Source organism: Lentzea sp. NPDC059081, assembly GCF_042738015.1.
GTDB lineage: Bacteria > Actinomycetota > Actinomycetes > Mycobacteriales > Pseudonocardiaceae > Lentzea.
This window is the reverse complement of sequence record NZ_JBHYGW010000048.1, coordinates 1-19,778: the sequence shown is the minus strand read 5'-3', so window position 1 is coordinate 19,778 and position 19,778 is coordinate 1. Positions and strand designations below refer to the sequence as shown.

Annotated in this window: 19 protein-coding genes; 6 read left to right on the top strand and 13 right to left on the bottom strand. The window is 69.9% G+C overall.

Annotation, left to right across the window (positions count from 1 at the left end):
* Window positions 1–32 precede the first annotated feature (32 nt).
* On the top strand, window positions 33–1,217 hold the full coding sequence (locus ACFWV3_RS44025; RefSeq protein WP_382420019.1) for a cytochrome P450: 1,185 nt from the start codon (window positions 33–35) through the stop codon (window positions 1,215–1,217).
* Here ACFWV3_RS44025 and ACFWV3_RS44020 read toward each other — a convergent pair.
* Window positions 1,195–1,608: a DUF1772 domain-containing protein gene (locus tag ACFWV3_RS44020; RefSeq protein ID WP_382420017.1), complete on the bottom strand. Its 414-nt coding sequence runs from the start codon at window positions 1,606–1,608 to the stop codon at window positions 1,195–1,197. The genes ACFWV3_RS44025 and ACFWV3_RS44020 overlap by 23 nt on opposite strands.
* Before the next feature lie 82 nt (window positions 1,609–1,690).
* Between ACFWV3_RS44020 and ACFWV3_RS44015 the strand changes: the two genes are divergently transcribed.
* The gene (locus ACFWV3_RS44015) at window positions 1,691–2,590 is read left to right on the top strand and encodes an AraC family transcriptional regulator (RefSeq protein ID WP_382420015.1); all 900 of its coding nucleotides are present in this window, start codon (window positions 1,691–1,693) and stop codon (window positions 2,588–2,590) included.
* Here the strand turns inward: ACFWV3_RS44015 and ACFWV3_RS44010 are convergent.
* The gene (locus ACFWV3_RS44010) at window positions 2,572–2,955 is read right to left on the bottom strand and encodes a VOC family protein (protein WP_382420013.1); all 384 of its coding nucleotides are present in this window, start codon (window positions 2,953–2,955) and stop codon (window positions 2,572–2,574) included. The two genes, ACFWV3_RS44015 and ACFWV3_RS44010, sit on opposite strands and share 19 nt — an antisense overlap.
* Before the next feature lie 38 nt (window positions 2,956–2,993).
* On the opposite strand from ACFWV3_RS44010, the gene ACFWV3_RS44005 reads away from it, so the two are divergent.
* Together ACFWV3_RS44005 and ACFWV3_RS44000 are read left to right on the top strand one after the other, a co-directional pair.
* Window positions 2,994–3,578, top strand: a complete 585-nt coding sequence (locus tag ACFWV3_RS44005; RefSeq protein ID WP_382420011.1) for an alpha/beta fold hydrolase — start codon at window positions 2,994–2,996, stop codon at window positions 3,576–3,578.
* A gap of 12 nt (window positions 3,579–3,590) precedes the next feature.
* Window positions 3,591–4,856 carry an MFS transporter gene (locus ACFWV3_RS44000; RefSeq protein WP_382420009.1) on the top strand — a complete coding sequence of 422 codons (1,266 nt, stop codon included), beginning with the start codon at window positions 3,591–3,593 and terminating at the stop codon, window positions 4,854–4,856.
* On the opposite strand, the gene ACFWV3_RS43995 is transcribed toward ACFWV3_RS44000, so the two are convergent.
* From ACFWV3_RS43995 to ACFWV3_RS43965, 7 genes are all read right to left on the bottom strand, one after another.
* Window positions 4,819–5,217: a VOC family protein gene (locus ACFWV3_RS43995; RefSeq protein WP_382420007.1), complete on the bottom strand. Its 399-nt coding sequence runs from the start codon at window positions 5,215–5,217 to the stop codon at window positions 4,819–4,821. The genes ACFWV3_RS44000 and ACFWV3_RS43995 overlap by 38 nt on opposite strands.
* Window positions 5,218–5,226: 9 nt before the next feature.
* The gene (gene proB, locus ACFWV3_RS43990; protein ID WP_382420005.1) at window positions 5,227–6,354 is read right to left on the bottom strand and encodes a glutamate 5-kinase; all 1,128 of its coding nucleotides are present in this window, start codon (window positions 6,352–6,354) and stop codon (window positions 5,227–5,229) included.
* A gap of 4 nt (window positions 6,355–6,358) precedes the next feature.
* Window positions 6,359–7,810 carry a GTPase ObgE gene (gene obgE, locus ACFWV3_RS43985; RefSeq protein ID WP_382420003.1) on the bottom strand — a complete coding sequence of 484 codons (1,452 nt, stop codon included), beginning with the start codon at window positions 7,808–7,810 and terminating at the stop codon, window positions 6,359–6,361.
* 114 nt (window positions 7,811–7,924) lie between these two features.
* Window positions 7,925–8,182 carry a 50S ribosomal protein L27 gene (rpmA, locus tag ACFWV3_RS43980; protein WP_355450450.1) on the bottom strand — a complete coding sequence of 86 codons (258 nt, stop codon included), beginning with the start codon at window positions 8,180–8,182 and terminating at the stop codon, window positions 7,925–7,927.
* A gap of 14 nt (window positions 8,183–8,196) precedes the next feature.
* Window positions 8,197–8,508 carry a 50S ribosomal protein L21 gene (rplU, locus tag ACFWV3_RS43975; RefSeq protein ID WP_065913850.1) on the bottom strand — a complete coding sequence of 104 codons (312 nt, stop codon included), beginning with the start codon at window positions 8,506–8,508 and terminating at the stop codon, window positions 8,197–8,199.
* 252 nt (window positions 8,509–8,760) lie between these two features.
* Window positions 8,761–11,847: a translation initiation factor IF-2 N-terminal domain-containing protein gene (locus tag ACFWV3_RS43970; protein WP_382420000.1), complete on the bottom strand. Its 3,087-nt coding sequence runs from the start codon at window positions 11,845–11,847 to the stop codon at window positions 8,761–8,763.
* Between the two features lie 212 nt (window positions 11,848–12,059).
* On the bottom strand, window positions 12,060–12,785 hold the full coding sequence (locus ACFWV3_RS43965) for a TIGR03936 family radical SAM-associated protein (RefSeq protein WP_382419998.1): 726 nt from the start codon (window positions 12,783–12,785) through the stop codon (window positions 12,060–12,062).
* 205 nt (window positions 12,786–12,990) lie between these two features.
* Here ACFWV3_RS43965 and ACFWV3_RS43960 point away from each other — a divergent pair, with 205 nt between their 5' ends.
* Window positions 12,991–14,409, top strand: a complete 1,419-nt coding sequence (locus ACFWV3_RS43960; protein ID WP_382419996.1) for a S8 family serine peptidase — start codon at window positions 12,991–12,993, stop codon at window positions 14,407–14,409.
* Between the two features lie 34 nt (window positions 14,410–14,443).
* Here the strand turns inward: ACFWV3_RS43960 and ACFWV3_RS43955 are convergent, their stop codons facing one another.
* The 4 genes from ACFWV3_RS43955 to ACFWV3_RS43940 are packed head-to-tail and all read right to left on the bottom strand — an operon-like array spanning window position 14,444 to window position 18,974.
* Complete coding sequence (locus tag ACFWV3_RS43955) at window positions 14,444–16,405, bottom strand: TIGR03960 family B12-binding radical SAM protein (RefSeq protein ID WP_382419994.1); 1,962 nt, start codon at window positions 16,403–16,405, stop codon at window positions 14,444–14,446.
* Window positions 16,406–16,447: 42 nt separating this feature from the next.
* Window positions 16,448–17,290 carry an ABC transporter permease gene (locus ACFWV3_RS43950; protein WP_382419992.1) on the bottom strand — a complete coding sequence of 281 codons (843 nt, stop codon included), beginning with the start codon at window positions 17,288–17,290 and terminating at the stop codon, window positions 16,448–16,450.
* The gene (locus ACFWV3_RS43945; RefSeq protein WP_382419990.1) at window positions 17,287–18,060 is read right to left on the bottom strand and encodes an ABC transporter permease; all 774 of its coding nucleotides are present in this window, start codon (window positions 18,058–18,060) and stop codon (window positions 17,287–17,289) included. Before ACFWV3_RS43945 ends, ACFWV3_RS43950 begins: the two co-directional genes overlap by 4 nt.
* Window positions 18,060–18,974: an ABC transporter ATP-binding protein gene (locus tag ACFWV3_RS43940; protein WP_382419988.1), complete on the bottom strand. Its 915-nt coding sequence runs from the start codon at window positions 18,972–18,974 to the stop codon at window positions 18,060–18,062. The genes ACFWV3_RS43945 and ACFWV3_RS43940 overlap by 1 nt, the downstream gene beginning before the upstream one ends.
* Window positions 18,975–19,029: 55 nt before the next feature.
* Between ACFWV3_RS43940 and ACFWV3_RS43935 the strand changes: the two genes are divergently transcribed.
* Window positions 19,030–19,620, top strand: coding sequence for a GNAT family N-acetyltransferase (locus ACFWV3_RS43935; RefSeq protein WP_382419986.1), 591 nt, complete (start codon window positions 19,030–19,032; stop codon window positions 19,618–19,620).
* Window positions 19,621–19,778: the final 158 nt, after the last annotated feature.

Here is a 19,778-nt window from a genome sequence, read left to right as displayed (position 1 = left end):
AACCACGCGCCCGCGGTGGCACTGTCTTCCGCGTGATCCCGGATGTCGTGCGGTTCCGGCAGGCCGATCTGCTGATCGGGCTGTACCGGCGGTTCGGACCGGTCGTGCGGGTGGGCCCGTACACCTACCTGCTGGGTCCCGAGGCGAACCAGTTCCTGTTCGCGCACGCCGAGCTGTTCGAGGTGGAGCGGGCGTTCCAGTCGCTGGTGCCGGTGGATGGGCCGACGTCGTTGATCGTCAGCGACGGCGAGGACCACAAGCGACGGCGGCGGCTCGTGCAGCCGGCGTTGGTGCACCGGCAGATCGCCGGGTACGTGCCGGTGATGGAGGCCACCGCGGAGGCGACGCTCGACGCGTGGCGGCCGGGCCAGGAGCTCGACGTCTACCAGGAGTTCCGCCGGGCGATCCGGCGCACCACGATCCACGCGTTGTTCGGCGAGAACCTGGCGCGGGACGCGGACTTCTTCGGCGCGCACCTGCAGGTGCTGATCAACCTGATCGACCGCAACCCGGCGGTCATCACGTGGCTCCGCAGGACCAAGGCGCCGGCTTGGCGCAACGCGATGCGGGCGCGGCGGGCCGTGGACGCGCGGGTCTACCAGGCCATCGCGGAGGCGCGGCAGGGCGGGGAGGCCGGTGACGTGCTCGCCTCGCTCGTGCGGGGCAGCGAACTGAGCGACCTGGAGGTGCGTGACCAGGTCGTCACTCTGATCGCGGCCGGGTACGAGACGACCAGTGCCGCGATGGCGTGGGCGATCCTGAACCTGGTGCGGCACGACGGGGTCTGGGAACGCGCCCAGGAGGATGACGACTACCTGGCCAACGTCGTCAGCGAGACGTTGCGGCTGTACCCGCCCGCGGTGGTCTCGGCGCGGGTCGCGGCACAGCCGTTCGAGCTCGCCGGGAAGAAGATCAAGCAGGGCACGTTCCTGCTGTACAGCCCGTACGTCACGCATCGGCTGGCCGAGGTCTGGACGGATCCGCTGCGGTTCGACCCCGACCGGTGGGAGCGCAAGCCGGCACCGCACGAGTTCCTGCCGTTCGGCGGCGGCCCGCACCGGTGCATCGGCGCCGGGCTCGCCACGACCGAGCTGTCCGTGATGCTGAAAGCGTTGCTGCGCAGGCGGAAACCCGAGCTGCTCCCCCAGCGCGTCACACCGACCGGTCTCGCCGCGATGCGCCCCAGGCACGGCCTCAGAATCCGAGCGGCAGGATGACCGCGGAGGCGAGGGAGGCGGCGGCGCGCAGGTGGTTCCAGCGCGTCCACTTGCGCAGGTACTCGTCCCAGTAGGTGTCGTCGGTCCGTTCGAGGCGGTTGTTCATCGGCACGTTGACGACCACCGTCACCAGGAAGGCGCCGACGACGTAGAGCAGGCCGCCGACGTACCGGCCGTCGAAGACGACCTCACCGAGGCACAGCACGGCGGTACCGAGGAACATCAGCAGGAACAACGGGTTCTGGATGCGCGCGTTGATGCGGCGCATCGCGGCACGGGCCTGGTCGGCGGGCAGGTCCGCGAGGCCCGGCATCACGGCGGTGGAGAACGAGAAGAACACGCCGGCCATCAAGCCGGCGGCAGCGGTGGCGATGATCGCGTAGATCCCCATGACGCCCACTCTGATCCCGCAGGACAGGACTCTCAATGACAGTTCATCGCGCGCGCTTGCTCGTTCGTCCAGAATCACCGGCATGACGGACGCGCTGGGCGAGGCACTGCACCTGTTGAGGATGTCCGGCACCTTCTACTGCCGCAACGAGCTCAGCGAGCCGTGGGGGCTCACGATGCCCGACATGACGGACTGCCTGTGGTTCCACGTCCTCACGAGCGGCCGCTGCGAGGTCGAGGTCGACGGCGCGGTCACCGTGCTCGCACCCGGCGACGTGCTGCTCGTGCCCGGCGGTCAGGGCCACCGGCTCTTCAGCGGCAAAGCGGAGTCGCCGCTGGTCACGACGTTGCCGCACACGTTCGAGACCGACAACTACGCGATCCTGCGCCACGGCGGCGGTGGTGAGGTCACGCATCTCGTGTGCGGCGCGGTCCGGTTCGACGACCCGGCCGCGAAGCACCTCGTCGCCGTCCTGCCGCAGACCCTGTACGTCCGGCAGGCCGACGACATGCGGGCCACGATCGACCTCATGGCCGCCGAGGCGCGCTATCTGCGACCCGGCGGCGAAGCGGTCATCACGAGGCTCGCGGACGTGCTGGTGATCCAGACGATCCGCTCGTGGCTCACCCACGACCCGGCGGCGCGCACCGGGTGGCTCGGCGCGTTGCAGGACCAGCAGATCGGGCAGGCGCTGGCGTTGATCCACCGCGATCCCGCGCAGCCGTGGACCGTCGAACGGCTCGCGCAGCAGACCGCGATGTCCCGGTCGGCGTTCGCGGCGCGGTTCACCGACCTCGTCGGCGAGCCGGCCATGCGCTACGTGACGCGGTGGCGCATGCACGTGGCGGTGAACCGGCTCCAGGACCGCGACCGGACGGTCAGCGAGGTCGCCCGCGGCCTCGGCTACGAGTCCGAGGCCGCGTTCAGCCGGGCGTTCAAACGGGTCGTCGGGGTCTCCCCCGGTCAGTCCCGGGCGGGCTGAATCAGGTCCCAGCGGTTGCCGTACAGGTCCTCGAAGACGGCGACGCGACCGTAGACCTCGTCACGGGGCTCCTCGCGGAAGTGCACGCCGAACGCCGTCATGCGGGCGTGGTCCCGGTCGAAGTCGTCCGTGTTCAGGAAGAACCCGACACGGCCGCCGGTCTGGTCGCCCACGCGTGCCTGCTGCATACCTGTGTCAGCCTGTGCCAGCAGCAGCGACGCTCCCGACCCCGCCGACACCACGACCCACCGCTTGTCGCCCTGCGGAACGTCCTCGACCAACGTGAACCCGAGTCCGTCCACGTAGAAGCGGATCGCCTCGTCGTAGTCGCGGACCACCAACGTCACCACAGCAACAGATCGCACACCGATGAGTATCGCCGACGAGAAGGGTCCACCCGCACATGACCGACTCACTCGTGCTCCTGCACCCCGGCGGCGCGGACCCGTCCGCGTTCGGCCCGCAGTACGACGCCCTCGCCGACTTCGCCCTGCACGCGCCGCACCGCGTCGACCAGGCCCCCCAGGACCACACCGAGATGGCGCACGACACCATCGCGTTCCTCGAACGCACGGGGCCCGCCCACCTGCTCGGCTGCAGCGACGGCGCCACGATCGCGCTGCTCACAGCGGTGCTCAGACCCGATCTCGTGCATCGGCTCGTGGTCGTCTGCGGCGTCTTCCACCACGACGGCTGGGATCCCGCGACGGAACTGACGCCCATGCACCGCCGTTCGCCCGCGCTGACCGAAACGGATCTCGGCACGCTCCCCAACCGGACGCTGATCATGATCGGCGATGACGACGAGGTGCGGCTGGAACACGCCACGGCGATGTACCGGGCGCTGCCCAACGCCGAGCTGGCGGTCGTTCCCGGTACTTCGCACGGTCTCCTGCACGAGAAACCCGTGCTGTGCAACGCGATGATCGTCGACTTCCTCGCCAGCGACCCAGTGGAGACATACGCACCAATCCGTCGCCGTATGTGACAAGGTGACTACATGGCGGTGACTTCGGAAACTCATCGACTTCCCGTGCGCAAGCTGGTTGCCGCGTCCGCCGGCAACGCGGTCGAGTGGTACGACTGGGGCATCTACACGGCCTTCAGCATCTACTTCGCCACCCAGATCTTTCCCAGCGGCAACGAGACGGCCGCGCTGCTGAGCACGTTCGCGACCTTCGCGCTGGCGTTCTTCTTCCGCCCGCTCGGCGGATACCTGCTCGGGCGCTTCGCGGACCTGAAGGGGCGCCGCACCGCGATGCTCCTGACGATCGCGCTGATGTCCGGCGGGTCCGTCGTGATCGGGGTGCTGCCGACGTTCGAGCAGGTCGGCTGGCTGTCGCCGGTGCTGCTCGTGCTCGCCAGGATCGCCCAGGGCATGGCGCTCGGCGGCGAGGTGTCGAACGCGTCGGCGTACCTCGGCGAGATCGCCGAGCCGAGTCACCGCGGGCGCTACTCGTCGTTCTTCTACATCTCGACGGGCGCGGCGGTGCTGGTCGCGTCACTGCTCGGGTTCTTCCTGTCCCGCAACCTCGACAAGGCCGCGATGGCCTCCTACGGCTGGCGCGTGCCGTTCCTGATCGGCGGCGTGCTCGGGCTGATCGGCCTGTGGCTGCGGCGGGAGCTGCCGGAGACCGACCAGTTCGAGGAGAACCGCGCCAAGGCGGAGAAGCTGCGCAACCCGTTGCTGCTCACCCTGAAGGAGCACCCGAAGGCCGTCGGTCAGCTCGTCGGCATCACGCTGCTGTCGACGTTGTGCTTCTACACGTTCTTCTCCGCGCTGACGCCGTTCGCCGTGAAGACCAAGGGCGCCGACGACGTCGACGTGTTCCTCGCGTTGTCGATCGGCACGGTCGTGTTCATCGCGCTGCAGTACCCGCTGGGGTGGACGGCCGACCGGTTCGGCCGCAAGCCGCAGATGCTCGTGTGGTCGGCGGCGATGGCGTTGCTGGTCGTGCCGCTGTCCACGCTGGTCAGGCCCGGCTTCGTGAACCTCGTCATCGTGTTCAGCGTCGGCCTTGGGCTCTACACGGCGATCACGTCGATCGCGCCCGCGATCATGAGCGAGCTGTTCCCGACGGAGCTGCGCGGTCTCGGCATCGGCGCTTGGTACAACCTGACGGTCGCGTTGTTCGGCGGCACCGCGCCGCTGGTCATCCAGGCCGTCGGCGGGACCGTGTTCTTCTGGTACGTCGCGGTGGCCGCCGTGATCACGTTCCTGGTCGTGCTCACCCTTCCGGAGACAAGGGGTGTTCGGTTGAGCTGAGGCAGAACTCGTTGCCCTCCGGGTCGGCCAGCACGAACCAGATGCCGTCGCGGCTCACGACCGTGGCACCGAGGTCGACGAGCCGCGCGACCTCGGTCTCCACGTCGTCGCACCACAGGTCGACGTGCACGCGGTTCTTGACCGTCTTCGGCTCGGGCACGCGGTTGAAGAAGAATCGCGGCGACCCGTCGAGCAGCACCGACGGGTCGTCCTCGGGGTCGTCGATCCCCATGGCGCTCAACCGCGCCAGCTCGGCGTCCTCGTAGGGCGCCAGCGAGTGGTCGTCCAGCGCCTCGGCCCAGAACCGGGCCAGCGAGGCGGGATGAGCGCAGTCGATCACGACGTCGTGCATCCGGGCCATGGCCCGACCCTAGCGATGCAACGGCACCAGGTCATCCGCGTGCACGACCTCGCGGCGTTGCTCCTCCGGCAGGTCGTGGGTCTTGCGGCCGATCAGCGACGGCAGCTCCGCCGAGTCGTAGCCGACGACACCGCGGGCCACGACCTCGCCCGCCAGGCTCACCAGCTCGACGACGTCACCGGCCTCGAAGTCGCCGTCGACACCGGTGATCCCGGCCGACAGCAGCGAGCGACGCCGGCCGACCACCGCCGCCACGGCACCGTCGTCGAGGTGCAGGCGGCCGTTCGCGTCGGTCGCGTAGCCGAGCCAGAACCGCCGGGCCGTGAGGCGCGAGCCCGTTGCGGCGAAAGCGGTGCCGACGTCGGCGGAGGTCAGCGCGCGACCAGCTTCTGTCGCGCCCGTCAGCAAGACCGGGATTCCCGCCGACGAGGCCAGGCGTGCGGCGGCGAGCTTGGACGCCATGCCGCCGGTGCCGAGGCCCGAAGCGCCGACGGACCCGGCCTGCACACCGTCCACATCGGACGCCGACGCCACCTCGGAGATGCGGACAGCTCCGGGTTTGCGCGGGTCGCCCGAGTACAGGGCGTCCACGTCGGAGAGCAGGAACAGCGCGTCGGCGCCGATCAGGTGCGCGACCAGGGCGGCGAGGCGGTCGTTGTCACCGAAGCGGATCTCCTCGGTGGCCACGGTGTCGTTCTCGTTGACGACCGGGACCGCGCCCAGCGCCAGCAGCCGGTCGAACGTGCGCTGCGCGTTGCGGTAGTGCGACCGGCGCACCACGTCGTCGGCGGTCAGCAAGACCTGGCCGACGGTCAGCGAGTAGCGGCCGAACGAGTTCGCGTAGGCGTGCGCCAACGTCAGCTGGCCCACGCTCGCCGCCGCCTGCTGGGTGGCGAGGTCGCGCGGCCTGCGGGAGATCCGCAACGGCGCCAGTCCGGCGGCGATCGCGCCCGACGAGACGAGCACGACCTGGCTGCCGGAGGCGGACCGGGCGGCGAGGGCGTCGACCAGCGCGTCGAGACGCGCCGGGTCGAGGCCACCTTCCGCGGTGGTCAGGGAGGAAGAACCGACCTTGACCACGATGCGATGCGCCGAGGCGATCGCGGTTCGAGCCTGTGAGACCACGGGGGCCGTCACGGATTTACTCCTCGTCGAAGTCGTCGCCGTAGTCACCGGGCGCGCGGCGTGCCTTCTTCAGGGCCTTGCGCTCGTGGGCGCCGATGCGGTCGTTGCGCTCGAGGCGGGCGTCCGTGCCCCGTCCGGTCATCGTCATCGCGATGCCGGCCGGGGTCGTCGGCTCCCAGTCGAACACCAGGTCGCCGATGGTGACCTGGCAGCCGGGAACGGCGCCCATCTTCACGAGCTTGTCCTCGACGCCCAGCCTGTTCAGGCGGTCCGCGAGGTAACCGACGGCTTCGTCGTTGGAGAAGTCGGTCTGGCGGATCCAGCGCTCGGGGCGGTCGCCCCGCACGATGAAGCCACCCTCGACCGAGGGGTCCTCGGTCACGGTGAAGCCCTCGTCGTCCACGGCGGTCGGCCGCAGCACGATTCGGGTCGACTCCTTCTTCGGCTGGGCCTCGCGGTACTCGCGCACGACCTCGGCCAGCTTGAACGTCAGCTCGCGCAGGCCGTGGCGCGACACCGTCGACACCTCGAAGACCGGCAGGCCGCGGGCCTCGATCTCCGGGCGGACGATGTCGGCGAGGTCCTGGGCGTCGGGGATGTCGACCTTGTTGAGGATCACCACGCGCGGCCGGTCGGCGAAGTTGCCGCCCATCGACGGCGTGTACTCGGCGAGCTCCTTCTCGAGCGCGTCGATGTCCGCCAACGGGTCGCGGCCCGGCTCGTACGTCGCGCAGTCGACGACGTGCGCGAGGACGGCGGTGCGCTCGATGTGGCGCAGGAACTCGAGACCGAGGCCCTTGCCCTGCGACGCGCCGGGGATCAGGCCGGGGACGTCCGCCATCGTGAAGATGGTCTCGCCCGCGGTGATCACGCCGAGGTTCGGGACCAGCGTCGTGAACGGGTAGTCGGCGATCTTCGGCTTCGCCGCGGACAGCACGGAGATCAGCGACGACTTGCCGGCCGACGGGAACCCGAGCAGGCCGACGTCCGCGACGGACTTGAGCTCCAGCACCAGGTCCCGCGTCTCGCCCGGCTCACCGAGCAGCGCGAAACCGGGGGCCTTGCGCGCCTTGGACGCGAGCGCCGCGTTGCCGAGACCGCCACGGCCACCGGCGGCGGCGATGAGCTGGGTGCCCTCGCCGACGAGGTCCGCGACGACCTCGCCGTCCTCGGTCAGCACGACGGTGCCGTCCGGGACGCGCAGGACGAGGTTCTCGCCGTTGGCGCCGTCGCGGTTCGCACCCGCGCCGGCCTTGCCGTTGGTGGCGGAGGCGTGCGGGCGGAAGTGGAAGTCGAGCAGGGTGTGCACCTGGGAGTCGACGACGAGGACGACGTCGCCGCCGCTGCCCCCGTTGCCGCCGTCCGGGCCGCCGAGCGGCTTGAACTTCTCGCGGTGCACTGAAGCACAACCGTTGCCCCCGTTGCCGGCGGCAGCGTGGATCACCACCCGGTCTACGAAGCGGGCCACGGATCTACTTCCCTTCAAGCGAAACAACTGTCCGGACAAACAACGAGGGGCGGAGCCGGTTGACCGGTCCCGCCCCTCGCAGAGGTCTAACTACGTTCCCAGGAGCGGTCTTCCTCAGACCGCGACCGGAACGATGTTGACGGTCTTGCGACCGCGCTTCATGCCGAACTCCACCGCACCCGGCTGAAGGGCGAACAGCGTGTCGTCCTTGCCGATGCCGACGCCGACGCCGGGGTGGAACTTGGTGCCGCGCTGGCGGATCAGGATCTCGCCGGCCTTGACGACCTGACCGCCGAACCGCTTCACACCCAGGTACTGGGGGTTGGAGTCACGGCCGTTGCGGGAACTGGATGCACCCTTTTTGTGTGCCATGAGAAGTCAGGTCCTCACTTACCGGTGATGCCGGTGACCTCGACGCGGGTCAGCTTCTGACGGTGACCCTGTCGCTTGTGGTAGCCGGTCTTGTTCTTGAACTTGTGGATGCGAATCTTCGGGCCCTTGGTGTGCTCGACCAGCTTGCCGGTCACCGAGAACTTCGCCAGGGCGTCCGCGTCAGCGGTGACGTCAGTGCCGTCGACCACGAGCAGCGCCTGGAGGGAGATTTCGGTGCCCGGCTCGCCCTCGAGCTTCTCGACCTCGACGATGTCGCCGACAGCGACCTTGTACTGCTTGCCGCCGGTCTTGACGATCGCGTACATCAGGACGGAAGTCTCCTGCTACTCGATGGTGACGGGCCATGCGCCAACCAGTCTGGGAACGGTGTTTCCACCACAGGCACCAGAGGAGGCACACGACAGGACCCGTCGGATGGCGGGCCGTTCACAAGGTTACGGGAGTGGGTACGGCCGGAGCAAACCGGGGTGCCCGGATCACGTTCCCGCAGGCTGTGCGGTCCCTCATAAGGCAAAACCGGGGCCGCCCGCAGGCGACCCCGGTCTCCCTTCGAAACCTCAGTCCTCCTGGACCGGCGGTCCCGCGGGCCGCGACACGGCGCGGCGCCTGCGGGTGGTGGTGACCACCGGAGCGGGCATCTGGACCTCGGGCTGCTTCGGCATCTCGACGACCACCGGAGCGGCCGCCTCGACGGCGACCGGGGCACCGGCGGCGCGCTTGGCCGCACGACGCCGCGGACGGGCCGCGGGAGGCTCCACGACGGCCGCGGGGGCCTCGACGACGGGCTCCGCAGCGGGGACCGCCTGCGGGGCCTCCACGGGCTCCTGCTCGGGCTCGGCGACCGGCTTGGGCAGCTGGGCGCCGATGCGACCGGTCACCGCCGGCTGCTGGGCGCCGATGCGTCCCGTGACGACGGGCTGCTCGCCCTCCGGCTTGGGCTGCTGCGACCCGATGCGACCCGTGACGACGGGCTGCTGGGCGCCGATGCGGCCGGTGACGACCGGCTGCTCGGGTTCCGGGGCGACCGGCTCGACGAGGTCCTCGGCGGTCTCCTCGACCACCTCGGGCTCGACGGCCTCGACGACCGGGTCTGTCTCGACCGGCTCGGGGTCCTCGGCGACCTCGTGCGGCACGTGGCCGTTGAGCGCCTGCTCCTCGACCACGACCGCGTCGACGACGGCCTGCGGCTCCTTGTCGCGCCCGCGGCGACGGCGACGACGACGGCCGTGGCCCTCGTGCTCCTGGTCGGCCGCGACGGCGTCCTCGGAGGTGTCCTCGGGCTCGCCCGGCTCGACGACCTGGGGCTCGACCGGTGCCTCGGGGGCCTCGACCGACGCCTCGACGACCTCGGTCGTCTCCGCGGCCTGGTCGCCGCCCTTGTTGCGGCGCGACTTGCGGCCACCGCCCTGCTGCTGCGACTGCTGCTGGCCGCCGCCGTTGCCACCGCCGTGCGAGTGCACCGGCTCGGTGGACACGACGACGCCACGGCCACGGCAGTGCTCACACGTCTGGCTGAACGCCTCGAGCAGGCCGGTGCCGACCCGCTTGCGGGTCATCTGCACGAGCCCCAGCGAGGTGACCTCGGCGACCTGGTGGCGCGTGCGGTCGCGGCCGAGGCACTCGGTCAGGCGGCGCAGCACCAGGTCGCGGTTCGACTCGAGCACCATGTCGATGAAGTCGATGACGATGATGCCGCCGATGTCGCGCAGCCGGAGCTGGCGGACGATCTCCTCCGCCGACTCCAGGTTGTTGCGGGTGACGGTCTCCTCGAGGTTGCCGCCAGACCCGGTGAACTTGCCGGTGTTGACGTCGATGACCGTCATCGCCTCGGTGCGGTCGATGATCAGGTAGCCGCCCGAGGGCAGCCAGACCTTGCGGTCGAGCGCCTTCATCAGCTGCTCGTCGATGCGGTACTCGACGAACGCGTCGTTGTTGCCGACGTGCTTCTTCAGGCGGTCCTGCAGGTCCGGCGCCACGTGGCGGACGTAGCCGTCGATGACGTCCCACGCCTCGTCGCCCTGGACGACGAGCTGGGCGAAGTCCTCCGTGAACAGGTCGCGGACGACCTTCACCAGCAGGTCCGGCTCCTCGTAGAGCAGCGTCGGGGCCTTGGTGGAGGTGCTGTCGGACTTCTCCTTGATGACCTTCCACTGCGCCTGCAGACGCGTCACGTCGCGCGCCAGCTCCTCCTCGGAGATGCCCTCCGAGGCGGTGCGGATGATCACGCCGGCGTCCTCGGGGACGACCCTCTTGAGGATGTCCTTGAGGCGCTTGCGCTCGTTGTCCGGCAGCTTGCGGCTGATGCCCGTGGCACCGCCGCCCGGCACGTAGACCAGGAAGCGGCCGGGGAGGCTGATCTGGGTCGTGAGGCGGGCGCCCTTGTGGCCGACCGGGTCCTTGGTGACCTGGACCAGCACCGAGTCGCCGCTGGACAGCGCCTGCTCGATCTTGCGGGACTTGCCCTCGAGACCGGCGGCGTCCCAGTCGACCTCACCGGCGTAGAGCACGGCGTTGCGGCCGCGGCCGATGTCGATGAACGCGGCCTCCATGCTCGGCAGCACGTTCTGCACGCGGCCGAGGTACACGTTGCCCACGATCGAGCCGGTGCCCGACGACGTGACGAAGTGCTCGACCAGCACGCCGTCTTCCAGCACGCCGATCTGGGTGCGGTCGCCGCGCTCGCGGACGACCATCGTGCGGGCCACGGCCTCGCGGCGGGCCAGGAACTCGGCCTCGGTCAGCACCGGGGCGCGGCGGCGGCCGGCCTCGCGACCGTCGCGGCGGCGCTGGCGCTTGGCCTCCAGGCGCGTCGAGCCGCGGATGCTGCGCACCTCGCTCTGCGCGGCCTCGGAGTCGGCCTTGTCGTCGCGCGCGTCCCGGACGTGCACGACGGTGTTCGGCGGGTCGTCCTCGGACGACACCTCGTCGTCCGCGCCGGTCTTGCGGCGACGGCGGCGACGGCGACGGCGGGTCGAGCTCTCGTCGCCCTCGTCCTCGGTCTCGTCGGCGGCGTCGGCCTCCGACGTGGCCTCGGCGTCGTCGGCCTGCGCCTCGTCGGTCTCGTCCGCGTCGGCGTCGGTGCCCTTGCCGCGGCCACGGCCACGGCGGCCACGGCGGCGGCGACGGCGGCTGTCGCCCTCGTCGTCCCCGTCGGCCTCGGTCTCCGCCTCGGCCTCCGCGGCGTCGAGCTCGTCCGCGGCGATCTCGCCGACGGACTTCTCGTCGTCCTTCGCCGGCTCCTCCTCGACGACGAACGGCGACACCGCCGCCTTCGGCCGTTCGATCGGCTGAGGCGGCAGGAACACCGCGTTCGGCGCGGCGAAGATCGGCGCGAGCGCCGGTGCCTCGAAGGCGGGGACCGCGGGGGCCTCGTAGTCCTCGGTGACCTCGCCGGTGACGACGTCGTCCCAGTCCACGAGGGTCTCCGCGACCTTCAGCGCGACGTCGCGGCTGACGCTCGACTGCGCGCTGCGGGCGACCTCACCGAGGTCGGCCAGCGCCGTCATCACGTCCTTGCTGCTGACCTCCAGCAGCTTCGCCAGCGCGTGCACCCGCAGCTTGTCGGGCAGATCCGCGAGTTCAGGGCGTGCGGCAACCACACCCTGCCCGCCGGTTCCACCGGCAGGCTTTTCCGTGTTCGACATGCAGCTCCTCCACCCCCGGGCGCGTCCCGTGAGGACGCGGCCGCGCAGGGGCCTCTCTTGTCTCTCTCCGCCGCTGCTCGCGGCGGGAATCCTTGCCTCGCGCGCAGTGGCGTGGCGCCTCACCGGGCGCACGCTTGCGCAGGTCCCACGACGACGCCGCTGTCAGCGTCGCTCCTCCTGTTTGCGTCGCGGGCCGGCCGACCTGTCGCTCGTCAGGACTCCCTGTCCTGCTGGAGCGGGTCCACCAGCCTGCCTTCGCCGTCGAGCCGCCCCTGTGCAATCCGGGTTGCTCTCGCAGGTACCGGCGGCACGAGATCGGCGACGACACGAAGCGCATTCAGCACGTCGTCGGGTCGGACGGTAGGCGTTACCTGCCGCACGACCGTCATGAGTATCCCACACGGTTGTGACAATCCGGCCTCATCGTGTCCGGCGTCGCTCGAACGGGGTTCGACCAGTGCCGACACGACCGCGGGCCGCACGTCGATGATCCTCTTGCCGTCCTTGGTGAGCCGCTCGACCTCGACCACGTCGGCCTTCAGCAGAGCGTCCACCGCGGCGGCGAGCACGTCCGGTCCGACCCCGTCGAGCTCGAGACGCCACTCGCTCGCGTCGATGCGCTCGGTGAGGTTGCCCCCGTTCGCCTGCACGATGTCGACGACGTCGATGCCGGGTGGCAGCGCCTCGTCGAGAGCGACCTTCAGAGCCACCGGGTCGACCCGCTCGACCACGGACACCTCGACGTACTCCGCCTCGCTGGCGACGCCGGTCGGCGCGGCGCCCACCCACGACACCTTCGGGTGAGGGCTGAAGCCCTGGGAGTACGCCATGGGTACGCCTGCCCGTCGCAGCGCACGTTCGAACGTGCGAGCGATGTCGCGGTGCGAGGTGAATCGCAGCCTCCCCCGCTTGGTGTAGCGGAGGCGCAGTTTCTGCACGGCGGCGGCAGACGGGTTGTTGGGCTGGTGGCGGCTCAGTGGTGCTCCCAGGGGGTGTTCCGACGGGTGAGCGGTCCCATCGGCGCAGGCTGTTCGTCCGGTAGGACGGTACCGTGAACCTGATTCAGAACGTTCGGCTTGTCTAGATCGTTGCGCGTGGTTACGGTCCGGCTGACCGGACGCCCTGCCGACCTGGAGGTCCCTGGTGCCTCTGCTCCACCGCGCTAGAGCGGCGGCGTTGACCGTGCTGCTCGCGGCAGGGTCGTTCGTGGCGACTCTGCCCGCCGGAGCGGAGCCGAACGCGACCACCTGCATCCAGCCGGGTCCGCTGCTGCGCTACCTCGTGGTGTTCTCGCAGTTCACGACCTCCGAGGCGGCCAACGCGGAGATCGCGCAGGCGTGCGGGACGACCACCGTCTACTACCCGGAGATCGGGGTCGCGGTGGCCACGTCGCCGGACCCCGGGTTCCTGAAGATGATCGGCCCGCAGCGCGCGTACAGCGCCCAGGCCGAGAGCATCGCCCGGCCCTCGGCGAAGCGGAAGAAGGACGACACGGAGCTCTTCCGCCCGTCCGGACAGCGCTCGGACGAACAATGGGACATGGATCTCATCAAGGCGCCCGCAGCACACGAGATCACCACCGGGTCGAAGTCGGTCGTCGTGGGCGTCCTCGACTCCGGCGTCGACGCCAAGCACCCCGACCTGACCGCCGCCCTGGCCCCCGAGCTGTCCGCGGGCTGCCTCACCGGCAAGCCCGACACCTCGCCGAGCGCGTGGGTCCCGACGACCTCCGCCCACGGCACGCACGTCGCCGGCACGATCGCCGCCGCGGACGACGGTCGCGGCACCACGGGCGTGGCTCCGGGCGTGCGCATCGCGTCCGTGAAGGTCGTGGACGACGACGGGTTCATCTACCCCGAGTACGCCGTGTGCGGGTTCATGTGGGCGGCCGCGCAGGGCATGACCATCACGAACAACAGCTACTTCATCGACCCGTACCTGTTCACGTGCCAGAGCGAGCCGGGTCAGCGCGTGGTCTACGAGGCCGTGCGCCGCGCCGTCGACTACGCCACCTCGCACAACGTGCTGAACGTCGCCGCCGCCGGCAACAACGCCGCCGACCTGTCCCGTCCCGGCCGCGACTCGGTCTCGCCGACCAACGGCGAGGCGCAGACGCGTCCGGTCGACTCGACGTGCGTGGTGCTGCCCGCGCAGCTCAAGAACGTGGTCGGCGTGTCGGCGGTGGAGTCGACGAAGACCAAGGCCGGGTACAGCTCGTACGGGCTGGGCGCGATCGACGTGACGGCGCCGGGCGGCAGCACGCGGTCGCAGAGCGGGTGCGTGCTCTCGACCGTGCCGACCGGCTACGACTACTCGTGCGGCACGTCGATGGCGACCCCGCACGTGTCCGGCGTGGCGGCGCTGATCGCGTCGGTGCACCCGGACACCGACGCGCTGTCGTTGGGGCGGATGCTGAACGCGCAGGCGGAGACGCTGGCGTGTCCCGCCGACTACGACCTGAACGGGACGGGTGTGCAGGACGCGTTCTGCACGGGGTACTCGGAGTACAACTCGTTCTACGGCCACGGCCTGGTGGACGCGCTGGCCGCCGTCACGAAGTAGGGCCCGCTTTCGCGGGCCCCGACCTCGGACTTCCCTACTTGCTGAGCGCCGGGTTCTTCACCGGCGAGCCGACGCCGACCGGGGAGATCGGCAGCAGCTTGCGGCCCGTCGGACCGACCTCGATGTCCGTCCCCATCGCCGGGCAGACACCGCAGTCGAAGCACGGGGTCCAGCGGCAGTCGTCCTGCTCGCGCTCGTCGAGCGCGTCCTGCCAGTCGGCCCAGAGCCACTCCTTGTCGAGGCCCGAGTCGAGGTGGTCCCAGGGCAGGACCTCCAGCTCCTCGCGCTCGCGGGTGGTGAACCAGGCGAGGTCGACGCCGAGCGGTTCCAGCTGCTCGGCGGCCTGGGCGGTCCAGCGGTCGTAGCTGAAGTGCTCGCTCCAGCCGTCGAACCGGCCGCCGTCGCGCCACACGGCCTCGATGACCTTGCCGATTCGGCGGTCACCGCGGCTGAGCAGGCCTTCGATGAGGCTCGGCTTGCCGTCGTGGTAGCGCATGCCGATGTTGCGGCCGAGGCTGCGGTCGGCGTTGACGGCCTCGCGCAGCTTCCTGAGCCGGTCGTCGACGGTGTCCGGGTCGCACTGCGGGGCCCACTGGAACGGCGTGTGCGGCTTGGGCACGAACCCGCCGATCGAGATGGTGCAGCGGACGTCGTTGCGGCCGCTGGCCTGGCGGCCGGCGCGGATGACGTTCTTGGCCATCTCCGCGATCTGCAGGACGTCCTCGTCCTCCTCGGTGGGCAGGCCGCACATGAAGTACAGCTTGACCTGCCGCCAGCCGTTGGAGAACGCGGCCGACACCGTCCTGATGAGGTCCTCCTCGGACACCATCTTGTTGATGACGCGGCGCATCCGCTCGCTGCCACCCTCGGGCGCGAAGGTGAGGCCCGAGCGCCGTCCGTTGCGGGAGAGCTCGTTCGCGAGGTCGATGTTGAACGCGTCGACGCGCGTACTGGGCAGGCTCAGGCCCGTGTTCGTGCCCTCGTAGCGGTCGGCGAGGCCCTTGGTGATCTCGGCGATCTCGCTGTGGTCGGCGCTCGACAGGCTGAGGAGCCCGACCTCTTCGAAGCCGGTGGCCTCCAGGCCCTTCTGGACCATGGCGCCGATGCCCTCGATGGACCGCTCGCGCACCGGGCGGGTGATCATGCCGGCCTGGCAGAAGCGGCAGCCGCGCGTGCAGCCGCGGAAGATCTCGACGCTCATCCGCTCGTGGACGCTCTCGGCGAGCGGCACCAGCGGCTGCTTCGGGTACGGCCACGCGTCGAGGTCCATCGTGGTCCGCTTGAACACGCGGTACGGCACGCGGTCGCGGTTCGGCACGACGCGCTGGATGCGGCCGTCGGGCAGGTACTCCACGTCGTAGAAGCGCGGGATGTACACGCCGCCGGTCTCGGCGAGCCTGGTCAGCACCTCGTCGCGGCCGCCGGGGCAACCCTCGGCCTTCCAGTTCCTCACGATCTCGGTGATCTCGAGGACGGCTTCCTCGCCGTCGCCGAGCACCGCCGCGTCCACGAAGTCCGCGATCGGCTCCGGGTTGAACGCCGCGTGCCCACCGGCGACCACGATCGGGTCGTCCTCGGTGCGGTCGGCGGCGTGCAGCGGAATGCCGGCGAGGTCCAGGGCCGTGAGCATGTTCGTGTAGCCCAGCTCCGTCGCGAAGCTGATGCCCATCAGGTCGAACGCCTTCACCGGCCGGTGCCCGTCGACCGTGAACTGCGGGACGTCGTGCTCGCGCATGAGCTTCTCGAGGTCCGGCCACACGGCGTACGTGCGCTCGGCGAGCACGTCCGGCAGCTCGTTGAGGATCTCGTAGAGGATCATGACGCCCTGGTTGGGCAGGCCGACCTCGTACGCGTCGGGGTACATCAAAGCCCAGCGCACGGACGCCGCGTCCCAGTCCTTGACGGTCGCGTTGAGCTCCCCGCCGACGTACTGCACCGGCTTGGAGATCCGCGGCAGCAGTGGCTCCAACCTGGGGAAAACAGACTCGACACTCACGCGACCAGAGTAACGGCCCCTTCACGCGGCAGCCGAACGCGGTCAGTCCAGCAGCAACGTGCCCAACCGACGCGCCGCCACCACCGTGCCGACGGCCGCCAGCACCGCGAAGTAGGCGAGGTGGCCGAGCATGCCCCAGCCGACGACGCCCAGCGTGAGCCCGCGCATCAGCTCGATGGCGTGGTAGAGCGGCGTCCAGCTGACCACCGCCTGCAACCAGCCCGGGTAGACCGACAGGGGGTAGAACGTGGTCGAGAACAGGAACAACGGCAGCACCGCGAGCTGCACGAGGTCGAAGTCCTGCCACGACCTCATGAACGTCGTCGCCGCCATGCCCACCGCCGCGAACGCGAACGCCACCAGCAGCGCGACCGGCAACGCCAGCAACGCCCACGGCGACGCGATGAGCCCCATCCCGAGCATCACGGCGAGGAACCCCGCCGAGTACAGCCCGCCGCGCAGCAACGCCCACGAGATCTCGCCGATCGCGATGTCCATCGGCCCCATCGGCGTCGTGAGCATCGCGTCGTAGAGCTTCACGTACTTGAACTTGAAGAACACGTTGAACGTCGCGTCGTACACGGCACCGTTCATCGCCGACGCCGCCAGCAGCGCGGGCGCCACGAACGCCGCGTAGCTGATCGGCCGCCCGTCTGGCCCGGCGACCGACGACACCATCTGCCCGAACCCGAGCCCGAGCGACCACAGGAACAACAACGGCTCGACGGCCCCGCCGACCAGCACGAACCACGCCCGCCGGTGCACCAGCGCGGACCGTTCGACGAGCATGCTCGCCTTCCGCCCGTAGAGCCCCGGCGGAATGACCCGCCACAGCAGCCCGACGCTCGCGGGTTTCGCCTTCTCCCGGTCGATGGTCTGCGTCATACCGCCAGCCTCCGGTGGAAGAACTTCACGCCGAGCACGATCCCGATGACGACCAACGCACCGAGGTACGCGATGTGCCCCAACGCGGGTAAGAGGTCCAACGTGCCGAACGTCGCCCCGCGCGCGAGCTCGATCCCGTGCCACGCGGGCGTCAGCCACACGACCGGCACCAGCCAGTCCGGCAGCTGGCTGACCGGGAAGAACGCGCCGGTGAACAACGTCATCGGCATCAGCACGAACCGGAAGATGTTGTTGAACGCGTCCGGCTTCTCCAGCGTCGCGCTGTAGGCCACCAGCGGCGCGCTGAACGCCAGCCCCGACAACGTCGCGAGCGGGATCGCCAGCAGAATCCCCGGTCCCGCCGCGGCCCCGAGAGCAGCGGCGACGCCCACGAACACCGCCGCCCGCAGCAGCAACTGCGAGCCGATCCACATCACCTGCGAGTAGAGCACCTGCGCCGGCGTGATCGGCGTGGCCACCATCGCGATGAACGACTTCTGCCACATGAACTGCGACATGACCGGGAACGTCGACTCGAACGTCGCCCCCTGCACCGCCGTGACCACGACCAGCGCGGGCGCGAGGTACTGCAAGTACGACACGCCCCCGATCAACGCCGTCGACTGCACCTGCGACCCGAACCCCAGCCCGAGCGCGACGAGGAACAGCACCGGCGTGAGGAACCCCGACACCGCCGTGGCGCGCCAGTTGCGCCGGTACCACGTCCAGGTCTTCTCGAACCCGTACCAGGAGGCCTTCAGCGTCTCCATCAGTCCACCAACGTCCGGCCGGTGAGCCGCAGGAACACGTCCTCCAGCGAACTGCGCCGCACCAGGCTCTGCACCGGCTGCACCCCGTGCTCGTGCACCTTCGCGAGCGTGTGCTCCCCGTCCGGCGTGTACAACAGCAACCGGTCCGGCAACACCTCGACCCGATCCGCGAACCGCTCGAGGTCCGGCTTGTCCGCCCCCGGCTGGAACCGCAGCTCCAGCACCTCCTTGGTGGAGTACCGGCTGATCAGCTCACCGGGCGACCCCTCGGCCGCGATCCGCCCGCCGTCCATCACGACGAGCCGGTCGCACAGCTGCTCCGCCTCGTCCATGTAGTGCGTCGTGATGATGAGCGTGACGCCGTCCTGCTTCAACCGGAACAGCCTGTCCCACAACAGATGCCGCGCCTGCGGGTCCAACCCGGTGGTCGGCTCGTCGAGCAGCAGCAACTCGGGATCGTTGACCAACGACCGCGCGATCGTGAGCCGCCTCTTCATTCCTCCCGACAACGGCTCGACCTCGTGGTTCGCCCTGTCGCCGAGCTGCGCGAACTCCAGCAGCTCCTCGGCCTTCTCGCGGCACCTGGCCCGCGACATCCCGAAGTACCGCCCGTAGATCTGCAGGTTCTGCCGGACCGTCAGCTCGGTGTCGAGGTTGTCGAGCTGCGGCACCACCCCCAGCCGAGCCCGGATCTTGGGCCCGTCCCGCTCGGGATCCATCCCCAGCACCGTGAGATCCCCACCCGTCCTCCCGGACACGCACGAGATCATCCGCATGGTCGACGACTTCCCGGCCCCGTTGGGCCCCAGGAACCCGAACGCCTCCCCCCGCCGCACCTCGACGTCGATGCCGCGAACGGCCTCGAAATCTCCGAAGTGCTTGGTCAGAGCCTTGGCCTCGACGAGGTTCTCCACCCGGCCGACGTTAGCCAACAGGTCTGACAATTTTCGACGCAATTACGATCGCCTCATGCCGGAGATCGACCTGCGTTGGCTGACCGAGGCCACCGACCAGCACCGAACCGAGATCCACCGGGTCGTGCACGACGTGGTGGCAGCGGGCGGCGCAGTCGGCTACCACTCCCCTCCCTCGCACGACCAGATCTCGGCCTGGCTGGACACGTCCCTCAAACAGGTCCGCGACGGCAACGCGGCTTTCGCAACCGCAGTGGTGGACGGCGTGGTCCAGGGCATCGGCCTCTGGCGCCGAGGCGGCACCGCCGTCTTCCAGCACCGCGTGGAGATCGCGCAGATCATGGCCCACCCTTCGGCACGCGGCCTGGGCCTCGGGCGCCTGGTGGTTCAGGCCTTGGTCGACAACGCGAGGGAGACCGGCTTCGAGATCGCGATGCTGGGCGTGCGCGGCAACAACCACGGGGCGATCGAGCTCTACGAACGCATCGGGTTCCGGGAGTGCGGCCGGATGCCGAACGCGATCGCGGTGGGCAACGAACGCTGGGACGACGTCTGGATGTTCCTGCCGCTCGGCTATCCGGAGGGGACAGTCCTCAACGGATCGCAAGCAGGCGGCCTGGGAAGCAGCCCACGCAGAAACGTTTGACCAAGCGAAGCCGAAGGCGAGCACACGCGACGGCGAAGCCGAGCAGCTTTGAGCCAAGAGCGCCGGCGGTGGGGTCCCGTCACGAGTCGCACCACAGCTCTCGCTGCACGCGAAGAGGGGTGGGGGGGGGGGGAGGGTTTTTTTTTCTTTGCACCCCC

Coding starts and splice junctions, on each gene's coding strand:
- ACFWV3_RS44020 (WP_382420017.1), bottom strand. CDS start 1,608: ATGGGGATCTACGCGATCATCGCCACCGCTGCCGCCGGCTTGATGGCC.
- ACFWV3_RS44015 (WP_382420015.1), top strand. CDS start 1,691: ATGACGGACGCGCTGGGCGAGGCACTGCACCTGTTGAGGATGTCCGGC.
- ACFWV3_RS44005 (WP_382420011.1), top strand. CDS start 2,994: ATGACCGACTCACTCGTGCTCCTGCACCCCGGCGGCGCGGACCCGTCC.
- ACFWV3_RS44000 (WP_382420009.1), top strand. CDS start 3,591: ATGGCGGTGACTTCGGAAACTCATCGACTTCCCGTGCGCAAGCTGGTT.
- ACFWV3_RS43995 (WP_382420007.1), bottom strand. CDS start 5,217: ATGGCCCGGATGCACGACGTCGTGATCGACTGCGCTCATCCCGCCTCG.
- rpmA (WP_355450450.1), bottom strand. CDS start 8,182: ATGGCACACAAAAAGGGTGCATCCAGTTCCCGCAACGGCCGTGACTCC.
- rplU (WP_065913850.1), bottom strand. CDS start 8,508: ATGTACGCGATCGTCAAGACCGGCGGCAAGCAGTACAAGGTCGCTGTC.
- ACFWV3_RS43970 (WP_382420000.1), bottom strand. CDS start 11,847: ATGTCGAACACGGAAAAGCCTGCCGGTGGAACCGGCGGGCAGGGTGTG.
- ACFWV3_RS43950 (WP_382419992.1), bottom strand. CDS start 17,290: ATGACGCAGACCATCGACCGGGAGAAGGCGAAACCCGCGAGCGTCGGG.
- ACFWV3_RS43945 (WP_382419990.1), bottom strand. CDS start 18,060: ATGGAGACGCTGAAGGCCTCCTGGTACGGGTTCGAGAAGACCTGGACG.
- ACFWV3_RS43935 (WP_382419986.1), top strand. CDS start 19,030: ATGCCGGAGATCGACCTGCGTTGGCTGACCGAGGCCACCGACCAGCAC.